Below are 17,442 nucleotides of genomic sequence, written 5' to 3' on the forward strand. Positions count from 1 at the left end.
GCGTGATCAGCCCCGATAGACCCAGCCCAATATTTCCCCTGCGTGGAACGGGACAATCGTGGTACCATTGGCATCGACCGTATCGGGCACGGTGGTTTCCCCGCGCTCCAGCGTGATCGTCCCCTCATTCAGCGGCAGGCCGTAAAAGCGCGGGCCATTCTCGCTGGCAAAGGCCTCGAACCGGTCGAGCGCGCCTTCTTCGTCGAACACCGTGACATAGCTTTCCAGCGCATAGGGCGCGTTGAAAATGCCCGCACAGCCGCAGGCGCTTTCCTTGGCCGACTGGGCGTGCGGGGCGCTGTCGGTGCCGAGGAAATATTTCGTGCTGCCCGATGTCGCCGCCTTGCGCAGGGCCAGCCGGTGCACCTCCCGCTTCGCCACGGGCAGGCAATAGGCGTGCGGCCTTATGCCGCCTGTGAACATGGCATTGCGGTTGATGTGCAGATGCTGCGGCGTGATCGTCGCGGCGACATTCGGGCCTGAGACATCGACAAAGGCCGCAGCATCGGCGGTCGTGATATGTTCGAACACGATCTTCAGTTCGGGCAGATTGCGGACAAGCCCGGTCAAGGTGCGCTCGATAAACACCGCCTCCCGGTCGAAAATATCGACATGGCTGTCGGTCACTTCGCCGTGGATCAGCAAGGGCATCCCCACGGACGCCATTTTTTCGAGCGCGGGCATGATGCGGGCGATATCGGTCACGCCATGCGCGCTGCCCGTGGTGGCGTGGGCCGGATACAGCTTGGCGGCAGTAAACACGCCCTCGGCAAAGCCCCGCGCCAGTTCGTCGCCCTCAACATCATCGGTCAGATAGGCGGTCATCAGGGGCGTGAAATCGACGCCCTGCGGAACGGCGGCCCTGATCCGGTCGCGATAGGCGGCGCATCCTTCGACGCTGGTCACCGGCGGCGACAGGTTGGGCATGACAATCGCACGGGCAAATTGCCGGGCGGTAAAGGGGACGACCCCCTTCATCACGGCGTCATCGCGGAAATGGAGGTGCCAGTCATCGGGGCGGCGGATCGTCAAGCTGTCAGTCATCTCTTCCCTTTAGGCGAAGCGGACCCTATCTGTCACCCATGTCCAGCCCCCGTTTGTTCGATCGTGCCGTCCTCCGCCTCTCCCCCACCGAGGAAGGCGAAGATGTGCGCGGATTTCTGCAAGGTCTGGTGACCCAGGATACAAAGGGCCCCCTGCCCGCATGGTCCGGCCTGCTCACCCCGCAGGGCAAGGCCCTGTTCGATTTCATCCTGTGGGACGATGGCGCGGATATCCTGATCGATTGCGAGGCGCGCGAGGCCGAGGCACTGGCGCGGCGGCTCTCCATCTACCGCCTGCGCCGCAAGATCGCGATTGGCGTGGACGAAAGTCTGGGCGTCTTCTGGTCGCCGGACGGCACGGGCGACCCGCGCCACGCCGCACTCGGCCGCCGCTGGATCGCGCCCATCGGGGCCGACGATGTCGACGCAAGCGAAGCCTTCCGCCGCCACCGGCTGGCGCTCGGCATCGCAGAAGGCGTGGCCGAACTCGGCAGCGACCAGACGCTCTGGCTGGAAACCAACGCGGCCGAACTGGGCGGCGTGTCTTTTTCCAAAGGCTGCTATGTGGGTCAGGAAAACACCGCGCGGATGAACTGGCGACAAAAGGTCAACCGCCGTCTGGTGGTTGTCCCGCTGGCCGACGCCGACCCCAAAAGGCAGCGTGTGGCCTATCCCGAACTCGGCCTGTCGGTCGAATTACGGCGGGTGGAGGATATGGCGGGGCTGGCTTTGCCGGAGTGGTTGGGGGGTGCTTTGGACCCGGGCGAGGTGTGATTTTTTGGGTGCGGAATTTTTTTCGTTAGAAGGAAGAAGAGAAAAAGCCGCAACCTCGAAGGCACAAACCCTAATCCAGCAACTCCAGCTTCACCCTAGCCGTCCCGCTCCGGTGCATGCCGATCTCGCGCGCTGCGGCGTAGCTTATGTCGATAATCCGCCCTTTGCCCCAGGGCCCGCGGTCGTTGATACGGACGATGACTTCCTTGCCATTGGCCAGATTGGTGACGACCACGCGGCTGTCAAAGGCGAGCGAGCGGTGCGCGGCGGTGAAGCCTGCGGGGTCGAAACGCTCCCCGCTTGCGGTGCGGCTGCCGGCGAATTCATTGCTGTAATAGCTGGCCATACCATCGCCGACATGACGCCTGATGTCCCCCGCCTGCGCCAGAACCGGCAACAAAGCGAGCGCCAGCAACGGCGTGCGAAATCGTGCTTTCATGGACCCCTCCATCGATTCGTCCAATTTACGCCCAAAGCCCCAAACCCGCCAATCCGCCTATCGATATGGCGCGCCAATATTAGGCCGAGGTGAATTGGGGAAATTGCCCGGTGGACGTCCATCCTGTCAGATGCTATACATGTATAGCAAAGGAAATTATGATGTTGGCAATACGGCTAGATGCCGATCTGGAAAGGCGGCTTACCGAGCTGGCCGCGAAAACCGGTCGCACAAAGACCTTCTATGCGCGTGCGGCGATTGAGGCGCATCTTGAGGAATTGGAAGACTATTTCCTCGCCGAAGAGCGTGTCGCCAACTTCCGGCCGGAAAAGTCTGTTTCGCTGGAATCCCTGAAAGCTGAACTGGACAGGAATGTTTGAGTGCCATCTGCCAAATGGACGGTGGCATTTGATCCGGCTGCTGCAAAAGAACTGAAAAAGTTGGGGCGCGAACCTGCGCGTCGCATAATCGACATCCTTGAAACGCGTATCGCAACATTGGATGATCCGCGTGACTTGGGCAAACCCCTTCTTGGCGAATGGAGCGGATACTGGCGTTGGAGGGTCGGTGATTACCGCATCATTGCGCGTATAGAAGACGAACGCATTGTCATATTCGTGGTGCGCGTGGCGCATCGGCGGGAAGTATATTAAATTTCCCGTCTATCTGCGACACACGCACCAACAATCATCTCATCAAACGTCCAGATTGGCCACGTTCAGCGCATTTTCCACGATGAAGTCGCGCCGTGGTTCGACCACTTCACCCATTAATTTGGTAAAGATGTCGTCGGCCACGTCGGCTTGGTCGATTTCGACCTTGAGCAGGCTGCGATGGTTGGGATCGAGCGTTGTTTCCCAAAGCTGTTCGGCATTCATCTCGCCCAGACCTTTGTAGCGCGAGATCGACAGGCCTTTGCGGCCTGCGGCGAGCACGGCGTCCAGCAGTTCGGACGGGCGGGTGATGGCGCCCTTGTTGCCGATGCCTGCTGCGGGCGTCACGGCGCGTTGTGCCTGATCGCCGACGGCAACGATATCGTCGCCATCGCTATCCGTTTCGCTGTCCGGCTCGGCCTCCACCACGGCGGCGTCGCCTGCTTTGACCAGACGTGCCGGCACTTCGTAGCTTGCGCTTTCCTCACTTGCCAGCTTGTGCAGCTTGCGCGCTTCGGCAGACAGAAGGAAGGCCGCCTCGATAATGTGGTGGTCGGTCACGCCGCGCCACAGCCGTTCGAAATGATAGCCGCCATCTTCGGCCACGCGTCCGGTCCATTTGCCCTCGACATCCTGCGCGCCCATCCAGGCGGCGGCCTTGGCAACGGCGGCACTGCGGTCGCTGGCATCGGGGTCGAGCGCACCGGTCAGGGCCATCGCCTCGACAATGGTGGGATCATAACGACGCGGGACAAATGCCATCAGGCTGCGCATCCGGCGGGCATGGTCGACCAGTGCGCCGAGATCCGCCCCGGCACGTTGTCCGCCCGGGCCTTCCAGAACAAGGCCGTTCAGCCCGACCTCGACCAGATGGTCGTCCAGCGCGCGGTCGTCCTTCACATAGATTTCGCTGCGCCCCTTGGCGACCTTGTACAGCGGTGGCTGCGCAATGAAGAGATGGCCGTTTTCGATAATCTCCGGCATCTGGCGGTAGAAAAAGGTCAGCAACAGGGTGCGGATATGGCTGCCGTCGACGTCAGCGTCGGTCATGATGACGATCTTGTGGTAGCGCAGTTTTTCAATGTTGAAATCCTCACGCCCGATGCCGGTGCCCATCGCCTGGATGAGTGTGCCGACTTCCTTGGAAGACAGCATCCGGTCGAAACGCGCGCGTTCGACGTTCAGAATCTTACCCTTTAACGGCAATATCGCCTGATAATGCCGGTCGCGTCCCTGCTTGGCCGAACCGCCTGCGGAGTCCCCCTCGACCAGAAACAGTTCCGATTTTGCCGGGTCCTTTTCCTGACAATCGGCCAGCTTGCCGGGCAAGGACGCCACGCTCATCACCGATTTGCGGCTGGCCTCGCGGGCCTTGCGCGCGGCTTCGCGCGCGGCGGCGGCGTCGATGACCTTCTGGATCACGGTGCGCGCATGGCCGGGATTTTCCTCCAGCCATTCGCTCATCCGGTCGGCCATCAGGCTTTCCAGAGGCTGGCGCACTTCGGACGACACCAGCTTGTCCTTGGTCTGGCTCGAAAATTTGGGGTCGGGCAATTTGACCGAGACAATGGCGGTCAAACCTTCGCGCATATCGTCCCCGGTCAGGGTGACTTTCTCTTTCTTCAGCACGCCCGATTTTTCGGCATAATTGTTGAGCGTACGGGTCAGTGCGGAACGGAAAGCCGCCAAATGCGTACCGCCGTCGCGCTGCGGGATGTTATTGGTGAAGCACAGCACATTTTCATAATAGCTGTCATTCCATTCCAGCGCGACGTCGATGCCGATGCCGTCGCGGTTGGACGAAATGGCAATGGGATCGGCCAGAAGCGCCGTCTTGTTCCGGTCCAGATATTTGACGAATGCCGCAATGCCGCCTTCGTAATACAGGTCATGCTCCTTGATTTCCTCATGCCGCTTGTCGCGCAGCACGATGCGCACGCCGGAATTGAGGAAAGCAAGCTCGCGGTAGCGGTGCTCCAGCTTGTCAAAGTCGAATTCAAGGACATTTTTGAACGTCTCGCCCGACGCCATGAAGGTTACGCGCGTCCCCTTCTTGCCTTCCGGCGCATCGCCCATCACCTTTAGCGGGGCAACGGCGTCGCCATGTTCGAAACGCATCCAATGCTCTTTCCCATCCCGCCAGATGGTGAGTTCGAGAAATTCGGACAGCGCATTCACAACCGAAACGCCCACACCGTGCAGACCGCCCGACACCTTATAGGCATTGTCGTCGGATGTGTTTTCAAACTTACCGCCGGCGTGCAGCTGGGTCATGATAACCTCGGCCGCCGACACGCCCTCTTCCTTGTGCATCCCGGTGGGAATACCGCGGCCATTGTCCTCCACGCTGACCGACCCATCGGGGTTGAGTTCGATCAGAACCAGATCGCAATGCCCGGCCAGCGCCTCGTCAATCGCATTGTCCGACACCTCGAACACCATATGGTGCAGACCCGACCCGTCGTCGGTGTCACCAATATACATGCCCGGCCGCTTACGCACGGCATCAAGCCCTTTCAGCACCTTGATGCTGTCAGCGCCATATTCATTCTGGTTGGGGGAAGCGGCGCTATCGCCGGTACGTTCTTCAGGAGTATCTTGCATCGCAGCACTATAGGGCATGCGGCACCAAAACCCAAGCTAATGCGACCGTTTTCCACATCTATTTGACGTTTAAAATCAGGTGGTTGGCATATCGCGAATGTTGTGCCAGTTATTTCGCTAGAAGAATGAAGAAAAAGAAGAAAAAAGGGTTGGAATATGGGTGGCAATCCGCACGAGCGGCTATTCACCATCGCCTATGATGCAGGTCTTCAGGTACATAAGGAACTTGGACCCGGATTGATGGAATCGGTATACGAAACCATCCTTGCGAACAGGCTGGCGCGCGCGGGACACAAGGTCGAACGACAAAAGCCGATAACAATCGTGGTTGATGGCATTACTCTTCCCGATGCGTATCGGGTGGATTTGTTGATTGACGGCAGTCTCGTGGTCGAATTGAAAGCGCTGGAAAAAATTGCAAATCTGCACATCCGCCAAACATTGACTTATGTGCGATTACTCAATCAGCCGCTGGGAATATTAATGAATTTCGGCAACGAAACTTTCGCTGAGAGCACGCGGCGGATCATGAATAACCACTTCATGGGACGCTGATAACGATTTTTTTGCAGCCCCCGGGTGCAATTTATTTCAATAAAAGAAAAAAGAGGAAGAAGAAGAAGATAGAGAGACGCAGATTATGGAATCTATAATGTTGGGGTAGCGCGAACCAGCTTTTTTCCTTTTTATTCCTTCTTTCTTCTATCCAAAAAACTGGCACTACCCCAGAATTTTTCCTTCTTCCTTCTGACGAAAAAACTGGCACAACCAGACATCCGAAAAACAGCAAGGCATCCAATGACCTTTGATCCGCAGGCCGAACTTGAAAAACCCTTTGGCTCTTACCCCGATCTGATTGCCCATTGGGGGCAGGACCGGCCGGGGCGGGTTGCGCTTGATGACGGGCGGGAGAGTTTGACCTGGGGGGAGGTGTCGGCGCTGGTCGACCGGATGGCGGCGCAGTTGCAACGGGACGGATTGCAAAAGGGGCAGGCGGTTGCGATTCTGGGGACGACCTCGGTCCGTTATGCCCTCGCCTATCTGGCGGCGGTGCGGGCGGGTGGCTGTGCGGCGCCGCTTACAACCTCTGCCGCGCCGGGACAGCTAAACGCCATGATGCGCGACAGCGGCGCGATGCATCTGTTCATCGACGCGCCCAAGCGCGCCGATCTGACCGGGGAAGATCTGCCGTCGCTCAAAACCATCATGCTGGATGCCCCGTTGCCGGATGCGCCCGATATCTTTGGCTGGATGGCAGAGGAAGGCGCGGTGCCGGCGGATAGGGGCTGCACCGCCAGCGACCCGTTCAACATCATCTATTCCAGCGGCACGACCGGCACGCCCAAGGGCATTGTCCATTCGCGCGGGATGCGCTGGAAACATGCCGCCGTCGGGCCCAATGCGGGCTATGGCGAGCCGGAGCAGAAATCGCTGATCTCCACCCCGCTTTATTCGAACACGACGCTCGCGCTCGTCATGCCGACGCTCGCTTATGGCGGCAGCCTCTTCATGATGCCCAAATTCGACGCCGCCCGCTATCTGGAGATTGCGGCGGGGGAACGGATTACGCACACCATGCTGGTGCCCGTGCAGTATAAGCGCCTGATGGAATTTGACGGGTTCGACAGCTTTGACCTGTCGGCCTTCCAGATCAAATATTGCACCAGCGCGCCCTTTTCCGCCGCATTGAAGGCCGAGGTGGTCCGCCGCTGGCCAGGCGCGCTGATCGAGATTTATTCGATGACCGAGGGCGGCGTGGTCTGCCTTTTGCACGCGCATAAATATCCCGACAAGCTGCATACCGTGGGCCAGCCCGCACCGGGCAGCGAGGTGTTCACCATCGACGAGGATGGCAACCGCCTGCCGCCGGGAAGCATTGGCGAACTGGTCGGACGGTCGCCGACGATGATGTCCGGATACCAGAACCAGCCGGAAAAAACGCAGGAAGCAAGCTGGTACGACGAAGAAGGTGGCCGTTGGCAGCGGATGGGCGATATTGGCCGGGTCGATGAGGACGGCTTTGTCGAGCTGGTCGGCCGGGCCAAGGACATGATCATTTCGGGCGGGTTCAACATCTATCCCGTCGATCTGGAGGCGGTGCTGTTGCAGCATCCCGATGTGGAGGAAGCCGCCGTGATCGGCATGCCGAGCGAGCAATGGGGCGAAACGCCCGTCGGCTTTGTCACCCCGGCAAAGGGCGCCACGCTCGACACCGGCGCCGTGCTGGCCGCGACCAATGCGCAGCTTGGCAAAACGCAGCGCCTGTCCGCCCTTTACGAAATTGCCGAAATGCCGCGCAGCCATATCGGCAAGCTGCTGAAAACCGACCTGCGCGATCTGGCGGCGGAGAAGCAGCGTGCATGATGAATTCGGACCCAATCTGACGGTTGTCATCTCGGTCCTTCAGACCGCATTGACCCCGGCATTCCTGCTGGTCGCGGTGGGCAGCCTGCTGAATGTCCTGACGGGCCGGCTTTCCCGCATTGTCGACCGCAGCCGCGATTTGCAGCAACTGCACGGCGTTACCGAAGGCGCCGCGCATCAGCGGGTGGTGAGCGAACTGCGTATCATCGAACGGCGGATGCAGGTTGTCGGGTCATCTATCCTGTTCGCCGTGCTGTCCGCGATCACCGTATGCATCATGATCGCGCTGCTGTTCCTGATGGGGCTGACACAATTTTCAGCGCCGTGGATCGCCGTGTCGGTCTTCATGCTCTCGCTGGCGCTGCTGGCGACCTGCCTGCTGCAATTTGTGCGCGAAATCCGGCTGGCGACGCATGCGATCCATGTGCCGCAGGAATATCTGGAGCTGCCGGAAAAGGGGTGAAGGGACTTCCCCCTACCCCTTATTCTTCGCCACCCGCGCGACCACTTCGTCGCGGATGGTGGGGGTTACGAACTTGCCGATCTCTCCGCCATATAGCGCGATTTCCTTGACGAGGCGCGAGGCGATGGGCTGCAGGGCGACATCGGCCATCAGGAACACGGTGTCGACGCGGTTGTTGAGTTGCCGGTTCATACCGGTGAGCTGATATTCATATTCGAAATCGGTCACGCCGCGAATGCCGCGGATGACCGTGGATGCGCCCACCGATTCCGCAAAATCCATCAGCAGCGAATTGAAACCCACAACGCGGATCGTGGCATCGCCGATGCTCGCCACCTCGCGTTCGACCATCGCGATGCGTTCATCGTCGGAAAACATCGGCGACTTGGCGGCGTTGGTGGTGACGCCAATGACCAGCTCGTCCACCAGCTTCGCGCCGCGGCGGATAATGTCCATATGGCCCAGCGTGATGGGGTCAAAAGTGCCGGGATAAACGCCGATGCGATGGGTCATTAACGGTCCCTCTCCGTAATATAATTGGCAATGGCGCGCAACAGGTCGGCTTCGCTGCCATAGCTTGCCAGATGCTCATTCGCCTGTGCAACCAGCATGGCCGCCTGCTGCTTGGCGCGGTCGAGGCCCATGAGCGAAACAAAGGTCCCCTTGCCCGCATCGGCATCCTTTTGCAGCGCCTTTCCGGCGAGTTCGGGATCACCTTCCACGTCCAATATGTCGTCGGCAATCTGGAAGGCGAGGCCGATATCGCGGGCATAGCCTTTCAAGTGCGCGCGGCCTTCGGGCGGAATATGGCCGAGGATCGCGCCCATCTCCACACTCGCGGCGATCAGGGCGCCTGTTTTCAGCGCCTGCAACCGCGTCACCGTCGGCAGGTCAAAGCTCTTCTTTTCCGCCTCCAGATCCATCATCTGCCCGCCCGCCATGCCGTCAGGACCGCTTGCAAGGGCAAGGGTCGCGATCAGCTCGCTGCGGATGAAGGGGTCGGTGTGGGTGCGCGAGCTTGCGAGGATTTCAAAGGCCAGCGCATGCAGGGAATCGCCGGCCAGCACGGCGGTCGCCTCGCCAAAGGCGCGGTGCACGGTGGGCTTGCCCCGGCGCATGTCGTCATCGTCCATGCACGGCAGATCATCATGGATCAGCGAATAGACATGGATCGCCTCCACCGCCGTCCCCACGCGCAGAGCGACATCGCGGTCGACATGGAACAAAGCGGCGGTCGCGGTGACCAGCAAGGGCCGCAATCTTTTGCCCCCGCCAATCGCGGCATGGCGCATCGCGGCATAAAGCGGGTCGCGCGCATCGCCAGGCAGCGCGAGCAGCCGGTCAAATTCGGCGTCTACATCCGCAGCAATCTGGCTGAGCGCGTCGTGCAACATATCCGGTCAGCCGGCGTCGAAGGGCGTGGTGCCGGCGGGCGTGCCATCGGGCCCCAGCGTGATCGCCTCAATCCGCGCCTTTGCCGCGTCCAGCCGCTGCTGGCACAGCGCGCGCAACTGGTTGCCGCGTTCGTAGAGCGCAATCGATTCGTCGAGCGGCGCTTCCCCGCTTTCCAGCTTGTGGACGATATCCTCAAGCGCACGCAGCGCCTGTTCGAAATTCAGTTCGGGTGCTTCGGAAGACATCCTTCTGCAATGGCGCTCCCTGTTGTTCGGGTCAAGCTTTTCGGGCATTTGCAAAATTCTTTGGCCGACGCATATTTTCGCTTTTCAATGGCGGAAGGCTGCGGCAAACGGGCCGCCTTATGAAAACACCTCTCCTCATTCTCGCCCCGTTGTCCATGCTGGCGTTAGCGGCATGCAACCAAACCGAAACCCCTGCCGCCGGTGAAGCCGACGCAGCCAAAACCACTGCAGCCGCAGAAGAAATCGAAATGCCGCCCGCAATCACCGCATCCGGCACCTATCGCTGTGCCGACAACACCATCCTTTATGTCGACTTCCTCGGCGCGAATGAAGCCGCCGACATCCGCGTCGGCGACAAGGCCGCGACCGCTGTCCGCGTCACCGCCCCTGCCCCCGAAGCGCCCGCCGCCGACGCCGCAGCAACCGACGCCGCGAAGCCCGCTGCCGAAGCGGCCCCTGCTGGCCCGCTAAAGTCCGCCGACGGCGAAAGCACGCTTTCGGGCGCTGGCAAGGAAATCAAGGTCAAGCTCGCCGGAAAAGGCGAACAGACCTGCAAAGGCAGCTAAGCGCTTTTAACAAGATCCACACAACCACGGGGTCGTTCCAACCGGAACGGCCCCTTTTTTATGGGTTGAGGCTATACGGGTGACGGTATTTACAAAAGGAAGGTGGGCAGAGCCCCCTTAAACCCCGGCCTTCAACAGCCAGTCGTGGAAAATCTTCACCGCGCGCTGGCGCAGGGCGCGGGGGCGGCAGACGAACCAGTAGCTGTAGGGGCTTTCCACCTCTTTATCGAACAGCCGGGTCAGGCGCGGGTCGCGGGCGTCGGAAAAGTGGCTGCCATGCATGATGGCAACGCCAAGTCCGTTGGCCGCAGCCTCCAGCATCAAGGGACCACTGTCGATATGGTCGATGGCCAGCGGTTTCAGGCGGGGTTCGCCCATCGCCTCGCGCCAGGCGTCGAATATCATCGGCATGTCGCTATGGACCATGACCGTATGCTTGGTGAGGTCGGACGGGGTTTTGATATCCTGCTCTTTCGCCCATTCTTCCGAAGCGATGGCGTAGACGACATTGCTGTCCAGACGGACGCTGTACAATTTGGGATCAACCTCCGCCGCAATGATGATCGCCGCGTCCACCACATCGCCCAGCAGATTTTCGGCATGGCCCGAGGTATCGACATCGATATGCAATTTGGGAAATGCCTTGCGCAGGGCGGGCAGTTTCGGAATCAGGCGCTGCGTCCCGAACAGCGGCAGCACACCCAGCCGCAGGCGGTATTCACCGCCACGCCCCGCCAGTTCCTCAACCGCCTCGGCCATCGCGTCCATCGCGGGTTCGATCGCGGCCAGCAGGGCTTCACCATCGGCGTTGATGACCATCGCCTGCGCGCGCCGGTCAAAAAGCGGCTTGCCGATGAAATCCTCCAGACCCTTGATCCGGCGGCTGAGTGCAGGGGGCGACAGGGCAAGCTCGCTCGCCGCCGCCTTGGCCGAGCCAAGCTTGGCCACGCGCAAAAATGCTTCCAATGAGCGCAGGGGAGGTAAACGACGCATCACATACTCCTAGGGTCCTGACCCTATTCATTTGTCGCGGTGCAACAAATACGGGTTTTTCATCGCATCCGCCGGAACGGCACGAATTTCATTGCAAAATGACTATTTGATAGTTGCAGAATATGCAACAGTAATTGCGTTGTTCGCACTTGCACAAAAATAAGGTGAGGCGCATATCGGACATGCCTTATAGGCATCCTCTCCTAAAGACTTTTTCAGGGTCGGCTTCGGTCGGCCCTTTTTTTTGCGCTGCAACAGGGCACGGTCAGGCCGGCAGGGTGAGCGTCCGGCGACCCCAGAGGATCAAAAACAGCAAGGCCGCACCGATCAGCAAAAAGGTGGCAGGTTCCCATATGCTGAACAGCGCCACACCCACCGCAGGGGCGAATATATAGGCCGCGCCGTTGATCGAGGCGATCTTCCCCGCGACATCGCCCTGTTCGTGCCGCTGCACCGCGAGCGAGGCGCCTGCGGTAAAACCGGGGCGGAACAGCCCGAAACCGAGCGAGGCAATCGCAAAGCCGGTACTGATACCGTAAAAATCATGGCTGACGCCGGTCAGCACCACGCCAATCAGCGCGAGGACCGATCCCAGCAGCACCGAACTGCGCGCGGCGAGAGACAGCATGGGGATCAGGCCCCATTGCGCCAATAATGTTGCCATCGCCCCGATCAGCATCACCGATCCGCTGGCCTGTACCGCTTCCCACGGTTTATCGTGCAGGCCGAGCCGGTCGCGCACCAGAAAACCGACGACACCCAGCAATATTGCCTGCGCATGGCCACCAATCAGACCCGCCAGCAGCCAGGACAGCATCCGCTCGTCGCGCCAGGGAAGGCGAACCTCGTTTGTGGGCAGCGTCGAATCCAGTGCCTGCCCGTCTTCCTGTTCCGCGTCGGGTGCGTTCATCGACCCTGCATTGGGATAGGCCGCAACCGAACCGCGCGCCGCGAATTTGGGGGTATCGTTGGGCAATTGCACATGCAGCGCAATCAGCACGGCAACACCGAAGACCGCGAACATGATCAGCGGCCCTGCAAGGCCAAATGGCGGGAAAAGCAGATAATGCGCGACCGCCGGGCCGATGACCGTGCCCACGCCAAAGGAGGACGCAAGCATCGACAAGGCCTTTGTCCGCTCCTCCCGCTCGGTTCGTGCCGCGACATAGGCCTGAACGGCTGGCGGCGCGGCAGAGCCGAATCCGCCGTAAAGACTGCGGAACAGGGCAAAAAGGATAAAGGTCGCAACAGGACCGATCCAGCCGGCCAGCCCCATCCACAGCACAAGGCCGCATAATCCCATTGAGGCGACAAAGCCGACGATGCCGACACTCATCAACTGTTTCCGGCCGCGCCGGTCGGACAAACGCGCCCATTTGGGGGCGGTAATGACCCAGAGCAGCGCGGACCAGCTAAAGGCAAGGCTGACCCAGACATCGGGCATGTCGAGTTCGCTGGCGATGGCGGGCAGCGCCGATTGCATCGCTGTATTTCCGGCGGCAGCAACCAGCATTACCAGAAACAGCACGATCACGCGGCTACCCGGAATGGCGGGGACCGCGCTCATGGCTTTACCCAGTCATAGCTGCGCACGACTTCGGCGACGTGCAGGCTGTAATGCGTGTACCAGCGGTCCCGTCCGGCATCACGGATGGCGGCATGGTCGGGATGGTCGCGCCACGCCTTTGCATCGGTGTCGCTGGCCCAGTAACTCACGGTAATGCCAAGGCCATCCGCGCCGCGCACCGACTCCATGCCAAGATAGCCCGGTTGCTCTGCCGCAAGCACGTCCATCGCGTGCGCCGCCTGCGCATAGCCATCCGCATCCGCATCGCTGCGCTGCGCGATAAAAATGACAGAAGTGGAGCCGATGGGAAGCCGTGCCATAACAAGTGCATAGAACCTATTTGCGGAACGGTGCAACCCGCACGGAACATAATCTTGCTTAATGCTGTTGCATAAGCCAGCCTGATTTGCGAGTGCAATGCAACTGTCACAATAGCGTCGCGGAACCCCCTCTATGACCTCATCCACCCTGGCCAAAGCACCGCTGCTGACGCGCGCAAAGACCCGTATCAGCCGCTTTTTTGGTCCCTGGGGCGTGTTTTTCAAAGGTTTTGTGAAGCATCCGGTGATGGTCGGATCGATCATTCCCTCCTCCCAGCGCACGGTCGCCAAGATGCTCGCACCCGTCGACTGGGAAAATACCAAGCTATTTGTCGAATATGGCCCGGGAATCGGCACATTCTGCCAGCCGGTGCTGGACCGCATGCGTCCCGATGCGACCCTGCTGGTGATCGACCTGAATGAGGATTTCATCGTCTATCTGCGCAAGACCATCCGCGACAGCCGCTTTATCGCGGTGCACGGATCGGCCGCCGATGTGAACGAGATTATCGCGCAATTCGGTTTCAAAAATGCCGACTATATCCTGTCCGGCCTGCCTTTTTCGACGCTGCCCAACAATCTGGGCCCGGTGATTGCCGAAAACACCGCCAAGGCACTCCGCCCCGGCGGCGCCTTCCTCGTCTACCAATTCCGCGCCCGCGCCCGCGATTTCATGGAACCCCATTTCCGCAAGATCGACAACGGATTCGAACTTTGGAATGTCCTGCCCTGCCACCTGTTCTGGGGCTGGAAGGAATAGGGCGGCCGGATTTTTGGTTAGGGCTATGAAGCAATTGTTGAAACCGGACTGACCGGACACGACAACATTGCGGACTAATGCTGTGTCCGTTACCTATTTGCAATGAAGCTTATCGGCAAGTCTGGCTTAAACACCGCTTTGGAGGCATGCTATCTGACATTTGCCGCGCCAACCCCTTCTATAATCGAAGGCTGCCCGTGCTGCATTTCAAACCGCGGTGTTGATGTTCTGCTCACTACTCCATTGCGCGAGCTAACCGGCCAGCAATTATGGAAGTATGTGTCAGGCGCGTTCCTCACGATCGGCGGTGAGGAAGACTTCCGTTATTTTCTCCCTCGAATCTTCGACATCTCGGTGCACGACCCTGCTAACGCCAATCATCCCGAAATCGTTATAGGCAAGCTGCAATTGTCTAACTGGCGGAAATGGCCAAAGACTGAGCAGAGTGTAATCGAAGAGTTTTTGAATGTCTGGTTCGATTGGGCAATGGCAAACGACTTGGCAGAGATTGAAGAGGGATGGCTCGGTACGGATACGGAAAGTGTGCTTTGCGGTGCTGCGCGAGCGGGGATACCGCTAAGAAGTTGGTTAGCTCGCTTAGAAGCGCCGTTCGCTTTGCCTGTGCTTTCAGATTTGAAGAAGAGATTTCCGGGTGAACTGTCGGCTTTTTGGGAAGACGCCCCCTCCGGTCTGGCCGAGTTGTCTGCTTTTCTCAATCAGTCGAAAAACTAGCGCCCGCTTCCCACAACAAAGCAGACATTCAAGCAATCATTTCACGCCTTCGATAGCTGCCGTCTGTTTATCGGGTCAACCAAAGGCAGCTTTCCAACGATATGCCATAAAAGCGGACTATCAGGACACGACAACATTGCGGACGTAATCGGCAATGTTATGCTAGTAAGCATGAAGATATTTCGACCATTCGGCGACACTAACAAAGCGTTGCTCTTGATTGGGATTTCGGGAGGTGTAAGTTTTGCGCTTCTTAGCGCACTCATGTTTGCTTTTCGCGCGCAATGCGAGCCAGTCCTTCGTCTCATCTTGGAGCTACTTCCTCGTAAGAGAAGCTTCTACCAATACAATTCTGAAAGCTATTACATTTGGGCGGTTTGTGCTGCTGGGATGTCCCTCATTTGGATTATGCTTATGGTCGTCGCAATCCTCAACAAGCCGCGAGTTGATCGCAGAATTGATAAAAATCTAAAGAGTAAAATAAATCAATCTGCACGAGGTGCGCCGCTCGAACCTCGCTAAATAATATTGCGTAGTAAATTATGATAGAATGCCCGCAAACCACAACATTCCAGACATTACCGTGAGTTTATTGACACACTAAAACCGGACATTCATTCAGGCAAATTAGCAACGCGAGCCACTGTGGTCATCGTTCGACCAATTCCGCACTATCGCTATACCCCCTGACGGCAGCTTGGATTATTTGGGGGCGGCAAGGGGACGGCCTCTTAAAGGAACCGCCCCCGCCTGTCTTCAAATCTCGCGGTCGCCGAACTGGACGAAGTCGACTTCGCCATTGGTTGCGCCGCAGGTGAAATCATCATCCTTGCCGCCGGACAAACGGCCCTCCACCCGCCAGCCTTCGCCGTCGCGGGTGACGTTGCGGATTTCCTCGACGCGCGCGCCGTCGCGTTCGGCGGCGCTGGAGCAGGCCTCTACCGCGCTGGCCACATCATTGCGGCCGGCGGCGTCGGGAATGGTGTCCCGTGTGCTGCTTGGTTCCTCGTCATAGGGTCGGTTGTCAGGATAGTTATCGCTGTCGCGGCGGTTCTTGCTGCCCTTGCTCGCGGCGTCGGCAACAATGGCTATTCCGGCAAGGATTGCGATCCCGGCCAGAATGTCACCGCCATCGACACGGTCGCGATGCCGATAGCGGTGACGTCGGCCCCAGCCATTATATTCGCCGGCCGATTTCAATACGGAAGAACCGCGATCAAGCGACACCGCCGCAAAGGCGGGTGCTGCCGACGTGGCGACGACTGCCGCTGTGCCCACGGCCAGCGCTGATTTCCGAAAATACCCCATATTTGCCTCCTGTTTGGGGGTGCGAAACTCCCCCCTTCATCCGCGCTTAAAGGGTCCAGCCTGTCGCCAGGCTGAACCCCTTTTTGCCTTTAGTTACCGCCAGCGGTCGAGACCGCTATAGTCGATATCGACCACCCGTCCGCGTTCGACATAGCAGGTGAACCGGCCCTTGTCGTATCCGCGTCCGTAACCGCCGCCATAGCCATCCCGGTCATAACGGTCATACCGGTCATAGCCACGGTTGTTGCCGCGCCAGCCGTCCTGCACAACAAGGTTGCCCTTGACGCGGTAGCCATAGCGGGTGCGTTCAATGTCGCGGATCTGCGTCACGTCCGACCGGCTGTAACGGCTGGCCCAGCGCTCGACGCTGTTGACGCACTGGTTCACCGCCGCACGGCCACCGCCGTAACGCGGGCCATAGCCGTAACCGGCGCGGTTATAGTCATAGCGGTCACCGCGGTCATAGCCATAGCGGTCGCGGTCATTGTCCGATGCCGCAATCACCGCAGCAAGTCCGCCGAGCACAACGGCCCCGGCAATGACTTCGCCTGCGCTGATGCCATCGCGATCATAACGGTCGCGGGCCTGTGCGGGGGCGGATACGCTTACCAAAGCTGCAGCAGCAGCCCCGGCGCCTAGCAAGCTTTTGGTTACAAAATTCATCTTCAGTCTCCTGTGCCGTATCGGGCTGTTTCCCGTGCGGACAGATGCTGAATAGGTGATTCGTCTTGACCGGATCCTGAATTGACTTGTCAGCTTTTGTTCAGGAAAGTAATGTGTTTTATGAACAACTCTGTGAAGCCTGCCTTCTATGATGGTTGCACCCCTGCCCAAATACCGATAGCCTGCGGGCATGAGCGTACAGGGAAGCTGCCATTGCGGTGCGATACAGATCAGGGTGCCACACGCGCCGGAATGGGTGGCGGATTGTAACTGCTCGCTGTGCCGCCGCACCGCCTGGCGCACGGCCTATTTCCCGCCGGAGCAGGTGACGGTATCCGGCGAGACCAAGGCCTATATCTGGGGCGACCGGATGATCGGAATCCACCATTGCCCGACCTGCGGCTGCGGCACGCATTGGGCTACGCTTGGCGAGGACTTCGGCAAAATGGGCATCAACGCGCGCCTGCTCGACGATTTCGACGAGGGCGCTGTCGAGGTGCGCAAGCTGGACAATGCAGGGGATTAGGGAGGCTGTCAGGTGACAGCACTCCGC

General features: G+C 59.4%; 21 protein-coding genes. 10 read left to right on the top strand and 11 right to left on the bottom strand.

Annotated elements, in window-relative coordinates:
• Positions 1 to 6: 6 nt before the first annotated feature.
• Positions 7 to 1,044, bottom strand: coding sequence for a dihydroorotase (gene pyrC / locus FOM92_RS09695; protein ID WP_143776679.1), 1,038 nt, complete (start codon positions 1,042 to 1,044; stop codon positions 7 to 9).
• A 38-nt stretch (positions 1,045 to 1,082) separates the two neighbouring features.
• Between pyrC and ygfZ the strand changes: the two genes are divergently transcribed.
• Positions 1,083 to 1,817 (top strand): CAF17-like 4Fe-4S cluster assembly/insertion protein YgfZ, encoded by a 735-nt coding sequence (gene ygfZ, locus FOM92_RS09700; RefSeq protein ID WP_143776680.1) that lies wholly within the window; start codon positions 1,083 to 1,085, stop codon positions 1,815 to 1,817.
• A gap of 70 nt (positions 1,818 to 1,887) precedes the next feature.
• On the opposite strand, the gene FOM92_RS09705 is transcribed toward ygfZ, so the two are convergent.
• Positions 1,888 to 2,256, bottom strand: a complete 369-nt coding sequence (locus FOM92_RS09705) for a septal ring lytic transglycosylase RlpA family protein (RefSeq protein WP_143776681.1) — start codon at positions 2,254 to 2,256, stop codon at positions 1,888 to 1,890.
• 158 nt (positions 2,257 to 2,414) lie between these two features.
• Here FOM92_RS09705 and relB point away from each other — a divergent pair, with 158 nt between their 5' ends.
• Both relB and FOM92_RS09715 read left to right on the top strand, forming a co-directional pair.
• Entirely contained in the window at positions 2,415 to 2,636 is a 222-nt protein-coding gene (relB, locus tag FOM92_RS09710; protein ID WP_246087255.1) for a type II toxin-antitoxin system RelB family antitoxin, read from the top strand.
• A complete protein-coding gene (locus FOM92_RS09715; RefSeq protein WP_143776682.1) occupies positions 2,637 to 2,909 on the top strand; it encodes a type II toxin-antitoxin system RelE family toxin in 273 nt (90 codons plus the stop codon).
• 42 nt (positions 2,910 to 2,951) lie between these two features.
• On the opposite strand, the gene gyrB is transcribed toward FOM92_RS09715, so the two are convergent.
• On the bottom strand, positions 2,952 to 5,513 hold the full coding sequence (gene gyrB / locus FOM92_RS09720) for a DNA topoisomerase (ATP-hydrolyzing) subunit B (protein ID WP_143777798.1): 2,562 nt from the start codon (positions 5,511 to 5,513) through the stop codon (positions 2,952 to 2,954).
• Between the two features lie 156 nt (positions 5,514 to 5,669).
• Here gyrB and FOM92_RS09725 point away from each other — a divergent pair, with 156 nt between their 5' ends.
• The 3 genes from FOM92_RS09725 (at position 5,670) to FOM92_RS09735 (ending at position 8,340) form a co-directional block, all read left to right on the top strand.
• Positions 5,670 to 6,068, top strand: a complete 399-nt coding sequence (locus FOM92_RS09725) for a GxxExxY protein (protein ID WP_143776683.1) — start codon at positions 5,670 to 5,672, stop codon at positions 6,066 to 6,068.
• Positions 6,069 to 6,311: 243 nt separating this feature from the next.
• Positions 6,312 to 7,877: a class I adenylate-forming enzyme family protein gene (locus FOM92_RS09730; protein ID WP_143776684.1), complete on the top strand. Its 1,566-nt coding sequence runs from the start codon at positions 6,312 to 6,314 to the stop codon at positions 7,875 to 7,877.
• On the top strand, positions 7,870 to 8,340 hold the full coding sequence (locus tag FOM92_RS09735; RefSeq protein ID WP_246087256.1) for a DUF2721 domain-containing protein: 471 nt from the start codon (positions 7,870 to 7,872) through the stop codon (positions 8,338 to 8,340). The genes FOM92_RS09730 and FOM92_RS09735 overlap by 8 nt, the downstream gene beginning before the upstream one ends.
• Positions 8,341 to 8,352: 12 nt before the next feature.
• Here the strand turns inward: FOM92_RS09735 and coaD are convergent, their stop codons facing one another.
• From coaD to FOM92_RS09750, 3 genes are read right to left on the bottom strand one after another with little or no spacing between them, the layout of a single operon-like run.
• Positions 8,353 to 8,853 (bottom strand): pantetheine-phosphate adenylyltransferase, encoded by a 501-nt coding sequence (gene coaD, locus FOM92_RS09740; RefSeq protein WP_143776685.1) that lies wholly within the window; start codon positions 8,851 to 8,853, stop codon positions 8,353 to 8,355.
• The gene (locus FOM92_RS09745; RefSeq protein WP_143776686.1) at positions 8,853 to 9,734 is read right to left on the bottom strand and encodes a polyprenyl synthetase family protein; all 882 of its coding nucleotides are present in this window, start codon (positions 9,732 to 9,734) and stop codon (positions 8,853 to 8,855) included. Before FOM92_RS09745 ends, coaD begins: the two co-directional genes overlap by 1 nt.
• A gap of 6 nt (positions 9,735 to 9,740) precedes the next feature.
• Entirely contained in the window at positions 9,741 to 9,980 is a 240-nt protein-coding gene (locus FOM92_RS09750; protein ID WP_143776687.1) for an exodeoxyribonuclease VII small subunit, read from the bottom strand.
• 119 nt (positions 9,981 to 10,099) lie between these two features.
• Between FOM92_RS09750 and FOM92_RS09755 the strand changes: the two genes are divergently transcribed.
• On the top strand, positions 10,100 to 10,546 hold the full coding sequence (locus tag FOM92_RS09755; RefSeq protein WP_143776688.1) for a hypothetical protein: 447 nt from the start codon (positions 10,100 to 10,102) through the stop codon (positions 10,544 to 10,546).
• Positions 10,547 to 10,663: 117 nt separating this feature from the next.
• On the opposite strand, the gene FOM92_RS09760 is transcribed toward FOM92_RS09755, so the two are convergent.
• The 3 genes from FOM92_RS09760 to FOM92_RS09770 form a co-directional block, all read right to left on the bottom strand.
• Positions 10,664 to 11,539 (bottom strand): LysR substrate-binding domain-containing protein, encoded by an 876-nt coding sequence (locus FOM92_RS09760; RefSeq protein WP_143776689.1) that lies wholly within the window; start codon positions 11,537 to 11,539, stop codon positions 10,664 to 10,666.
• Positions 11,540 to 11,804: 265 nt separating this feature from the next.
• On the bottom strand, positions 11,805 to 13,106 hold the full coding sequence (locus FOM92_RS09765) for an MFS transporter (RefSeq protein WP_143776690.1): 1,302 nt from the start codon (positions 13,104 to 13,106) through the stop codon (positions 11,805 to 11,807).
• Complete coding sequence (locus tag FOM92_RS09770) at positions 13,103 to 13,426, bottom strand: antibiotic biosynthesis monooxygenase family protein (protein ID WP_143776691.1); 324 nt, start codon at positions 13,424 to 13,426, stop codon at positions 13,103 to 13,105. The genes FOM92_RS09765 and FOM92_RS09770 overlap by 4 nt, the downstream gene beginning before the upstream one ends.
• Before the next feature lie 133 nt (positions 13,427 to 13,559).
• Here FOM92_RS09770 and FOM92_RS09775 point away from each other — a divergent pair, with 133 nt between their 5' ends.
• Together FOM92_RS09775 and FOM92_RS09780 are read left to right on the top strand one after the other, a co-directional pair.
• Positions 13,560 to 14,186 carry a class I SAM-dependent methyltransferase gene (locus tag FOM92_RS09775; protein WP_143776692.1) on the top strand — a complete coding sequence of 209 codons (627 nt, stop codon included), beginning with the start codon at positions 13,560 to 13,562 and terminating at the stop codon, positions 14,184 to 14,186.
• Positions 14,187 to 14,288: 102 nt separating this feature from the next.
• Entirely contained in the window at positions 14,289 to 14,918 is a 630-nt protein-coding gene (locus FOM92_RS09780; protein ID WP_143776693.1) for a hypothetical protein, read from the top strand.
• A gap of 756 nt (positions 14,919 to 15,674) precedes the next feature.
• Here the strand turns inward: FOM92_RS09780 and FOM92_RS09785 are convergent.
• Complete coding sequence (locus tag FOM92_RS09785; protein ID WP_143776694.1) at positions 15,675 to 16,226, bottom strand: hypothetical protein; 552 nt, start codon at positions 16,224 to 16,226, stop codon at positions 15,675 to 15,677.
• Between the two features lie 93 nt (positions 16,227 to 16,319).
• Positions 16,320 to 16,889 (bottom strand): hypothetical protein, encoded by a 570-nt coding sequence (locus FOM92_RS09790; protein WP_143776695.1) that lies wholly within the window; start codon positions 16,887 to 16,889, stop codon positions 16,320 to 16,322.
• 190 nt (positions 16,890 to 17,079) lie between these two features.
• On the opposite strand from FOM92_RS09790, the gene FOM92_RS09795 reads away from it, so the two are divergent.
• On the top strand, positions 17,080 to 17,415 hold the full coding sequence (locus FOM92_RS09795; RefSeq protein WP_143776696.1) for a GFA family protein: 336 nt from the start codon (positions 17,080 to 17,082) through the stop codon (positions 17,413 to 17,415).
• The last annotated feature ends 27 nt before the right edge of the window (positions 17,416 to 17,442 follow it).

The organism is Sphingorhabdus contaminans, assembly GCF_007280415.1.
Classification (GTDB): Bacteria; Pseudomonadota; Alphaproteobacteria; order Sphingomonadales; family Sphingomonadaceae; genus Sphingorhabdus_B; species Sphingorhabdus_B contaminans.

Bases quoted from the DNA above. Each gene is read 5' to 3' on its own strand.
- pyrC (WP_143776679.1), bottom strand. From the start codon at position 1,044: ATGACTGACAGCTTGACGATCCGCCGCCCCGATGACTGGCACCTCCAT.
- ygfZ (WP_143776680.1), top strand. From the start codon at position 1,083: ATGTCCAGCCCCCGTTTGTTCGATCGTGCCGTCCTCCGCCTCTCCCCC.
- FOM92_RS09705 (WP_143776681.1), bottom strand. From the start codon at position 2,256: ATGAAAGCACGATTTCGCACGCCGTTGCTGGCGCTCGCTTTGTTGCCG.
- relB (WP_246087255.1), top strand. From the start codon at position 2,415: ATGATGTTGGCAATACGGCTAGATGCCGATCTGGAAAGGCGGCTTACC.
- gyrB (WP_143777798.1), bottom strand. From the start codon at position 5,513: ATGCAAGATACTCCTGAAGAACGTACCGGCGATAGCGCCGCTTCCCCC.
- FOM92_RS09725 (WP_143776683.1), top strand. From the start codon at position 5,670: ATGGGTGGCAATCCGCACGAGCGGCTATTCACCATCGCCTATGATGCA.
- FOM92_RS09730 (WP_143776684.1), top strand. From the start codon at position 6,312: ATGACCTTTGATCCGCAGGCCGAACTTGAAAAACCCTTTGGCTCTTAC.
- coaD (WP_143776685.1), bottom strand. From the start codon at position 8,853: ATGACCCATCGCATCGGCGTTTATCCCGGCACTTTTGACCCCATCACG.
- FOM92_RS09745 (WP_143776686.1), bottom strand. From the start codon at position 9,734: ATGTTGCACGACGCGCTCAGCCAGATTGCTGCGGATGTAGACGCCGAA.
- FOM92_RS09750 (WP_143776687.1), bottom strand. From the start codon at position 9,980: ATGTCTTCCGAAGCACCCGAACTGAATTTCGAACAGGCGCTGCGTGCG.
- FOM92_RS09755 (WP_143776688.1), top strand. From the start codon at position 10,100: ATGAAAACACCTCTCCTCATTCTCGCCCCGTTGTCCATGCTGGCGTTA.
- FOM92_RS09760 (WP_143776689.1), bottom strand. From the start codon at position 11,539: ATGCGTCGTTTACCTCCCCTGCGCTCATTGGAAGCATTTTTGCGCGTG.
- FOM92_RS09765 (WP_143776690.1), bottom strand. From the start codon at position 13,106: ATGAGCGCGGTCCCCGCCATTCCGGGTAGCCGCGTGATCGTGCTGTTT.
- FOM92_RS09770 (WP_143776691.1), bottom strand. From the start codon at position 13,426: ATGGCACGGCTTCCCATCGGCTCCACTTCTGTCATTTTTATCGCGCAG.
- FOM92_RS09775 (WP_143776692.1), top strand. From the start codon at position 13,560: ATGACCTCATCCACCCTGGCCAAAGCACCGCTGCTGACGCGCGCAAAG.
- FOM92_RS09780 (WP_143776693.1), top strand. From the start codon at position 14,289: ATGAAGCTTATCGGCAAGTCTGGCTTAAACACCGCTTTGGAGGCATGC.
- FOM92_RS09785 (WP_143776694.1), bottom strand. From the start codon at position 16,226: ATGGGGTATTTTCGGAAATCAGCGCTGGCCGTGGGCACAGCGGCAGTC.
- FOM92_RS09790 (WP_143776695.1), bottom strand. From the start codon at position 16,889: ATGAATTTTGTAACCAAAAGCTTGCTAGGCGCCGGGGCTGCTGCTGCA.
- FOM92_RS09795 (WP_143776696.1), top strand. From the start codon at position 17,080: ATGAGCGTACAGGGAAGCTGCCATTGCGGTGCGATACAGATCAGGGTG.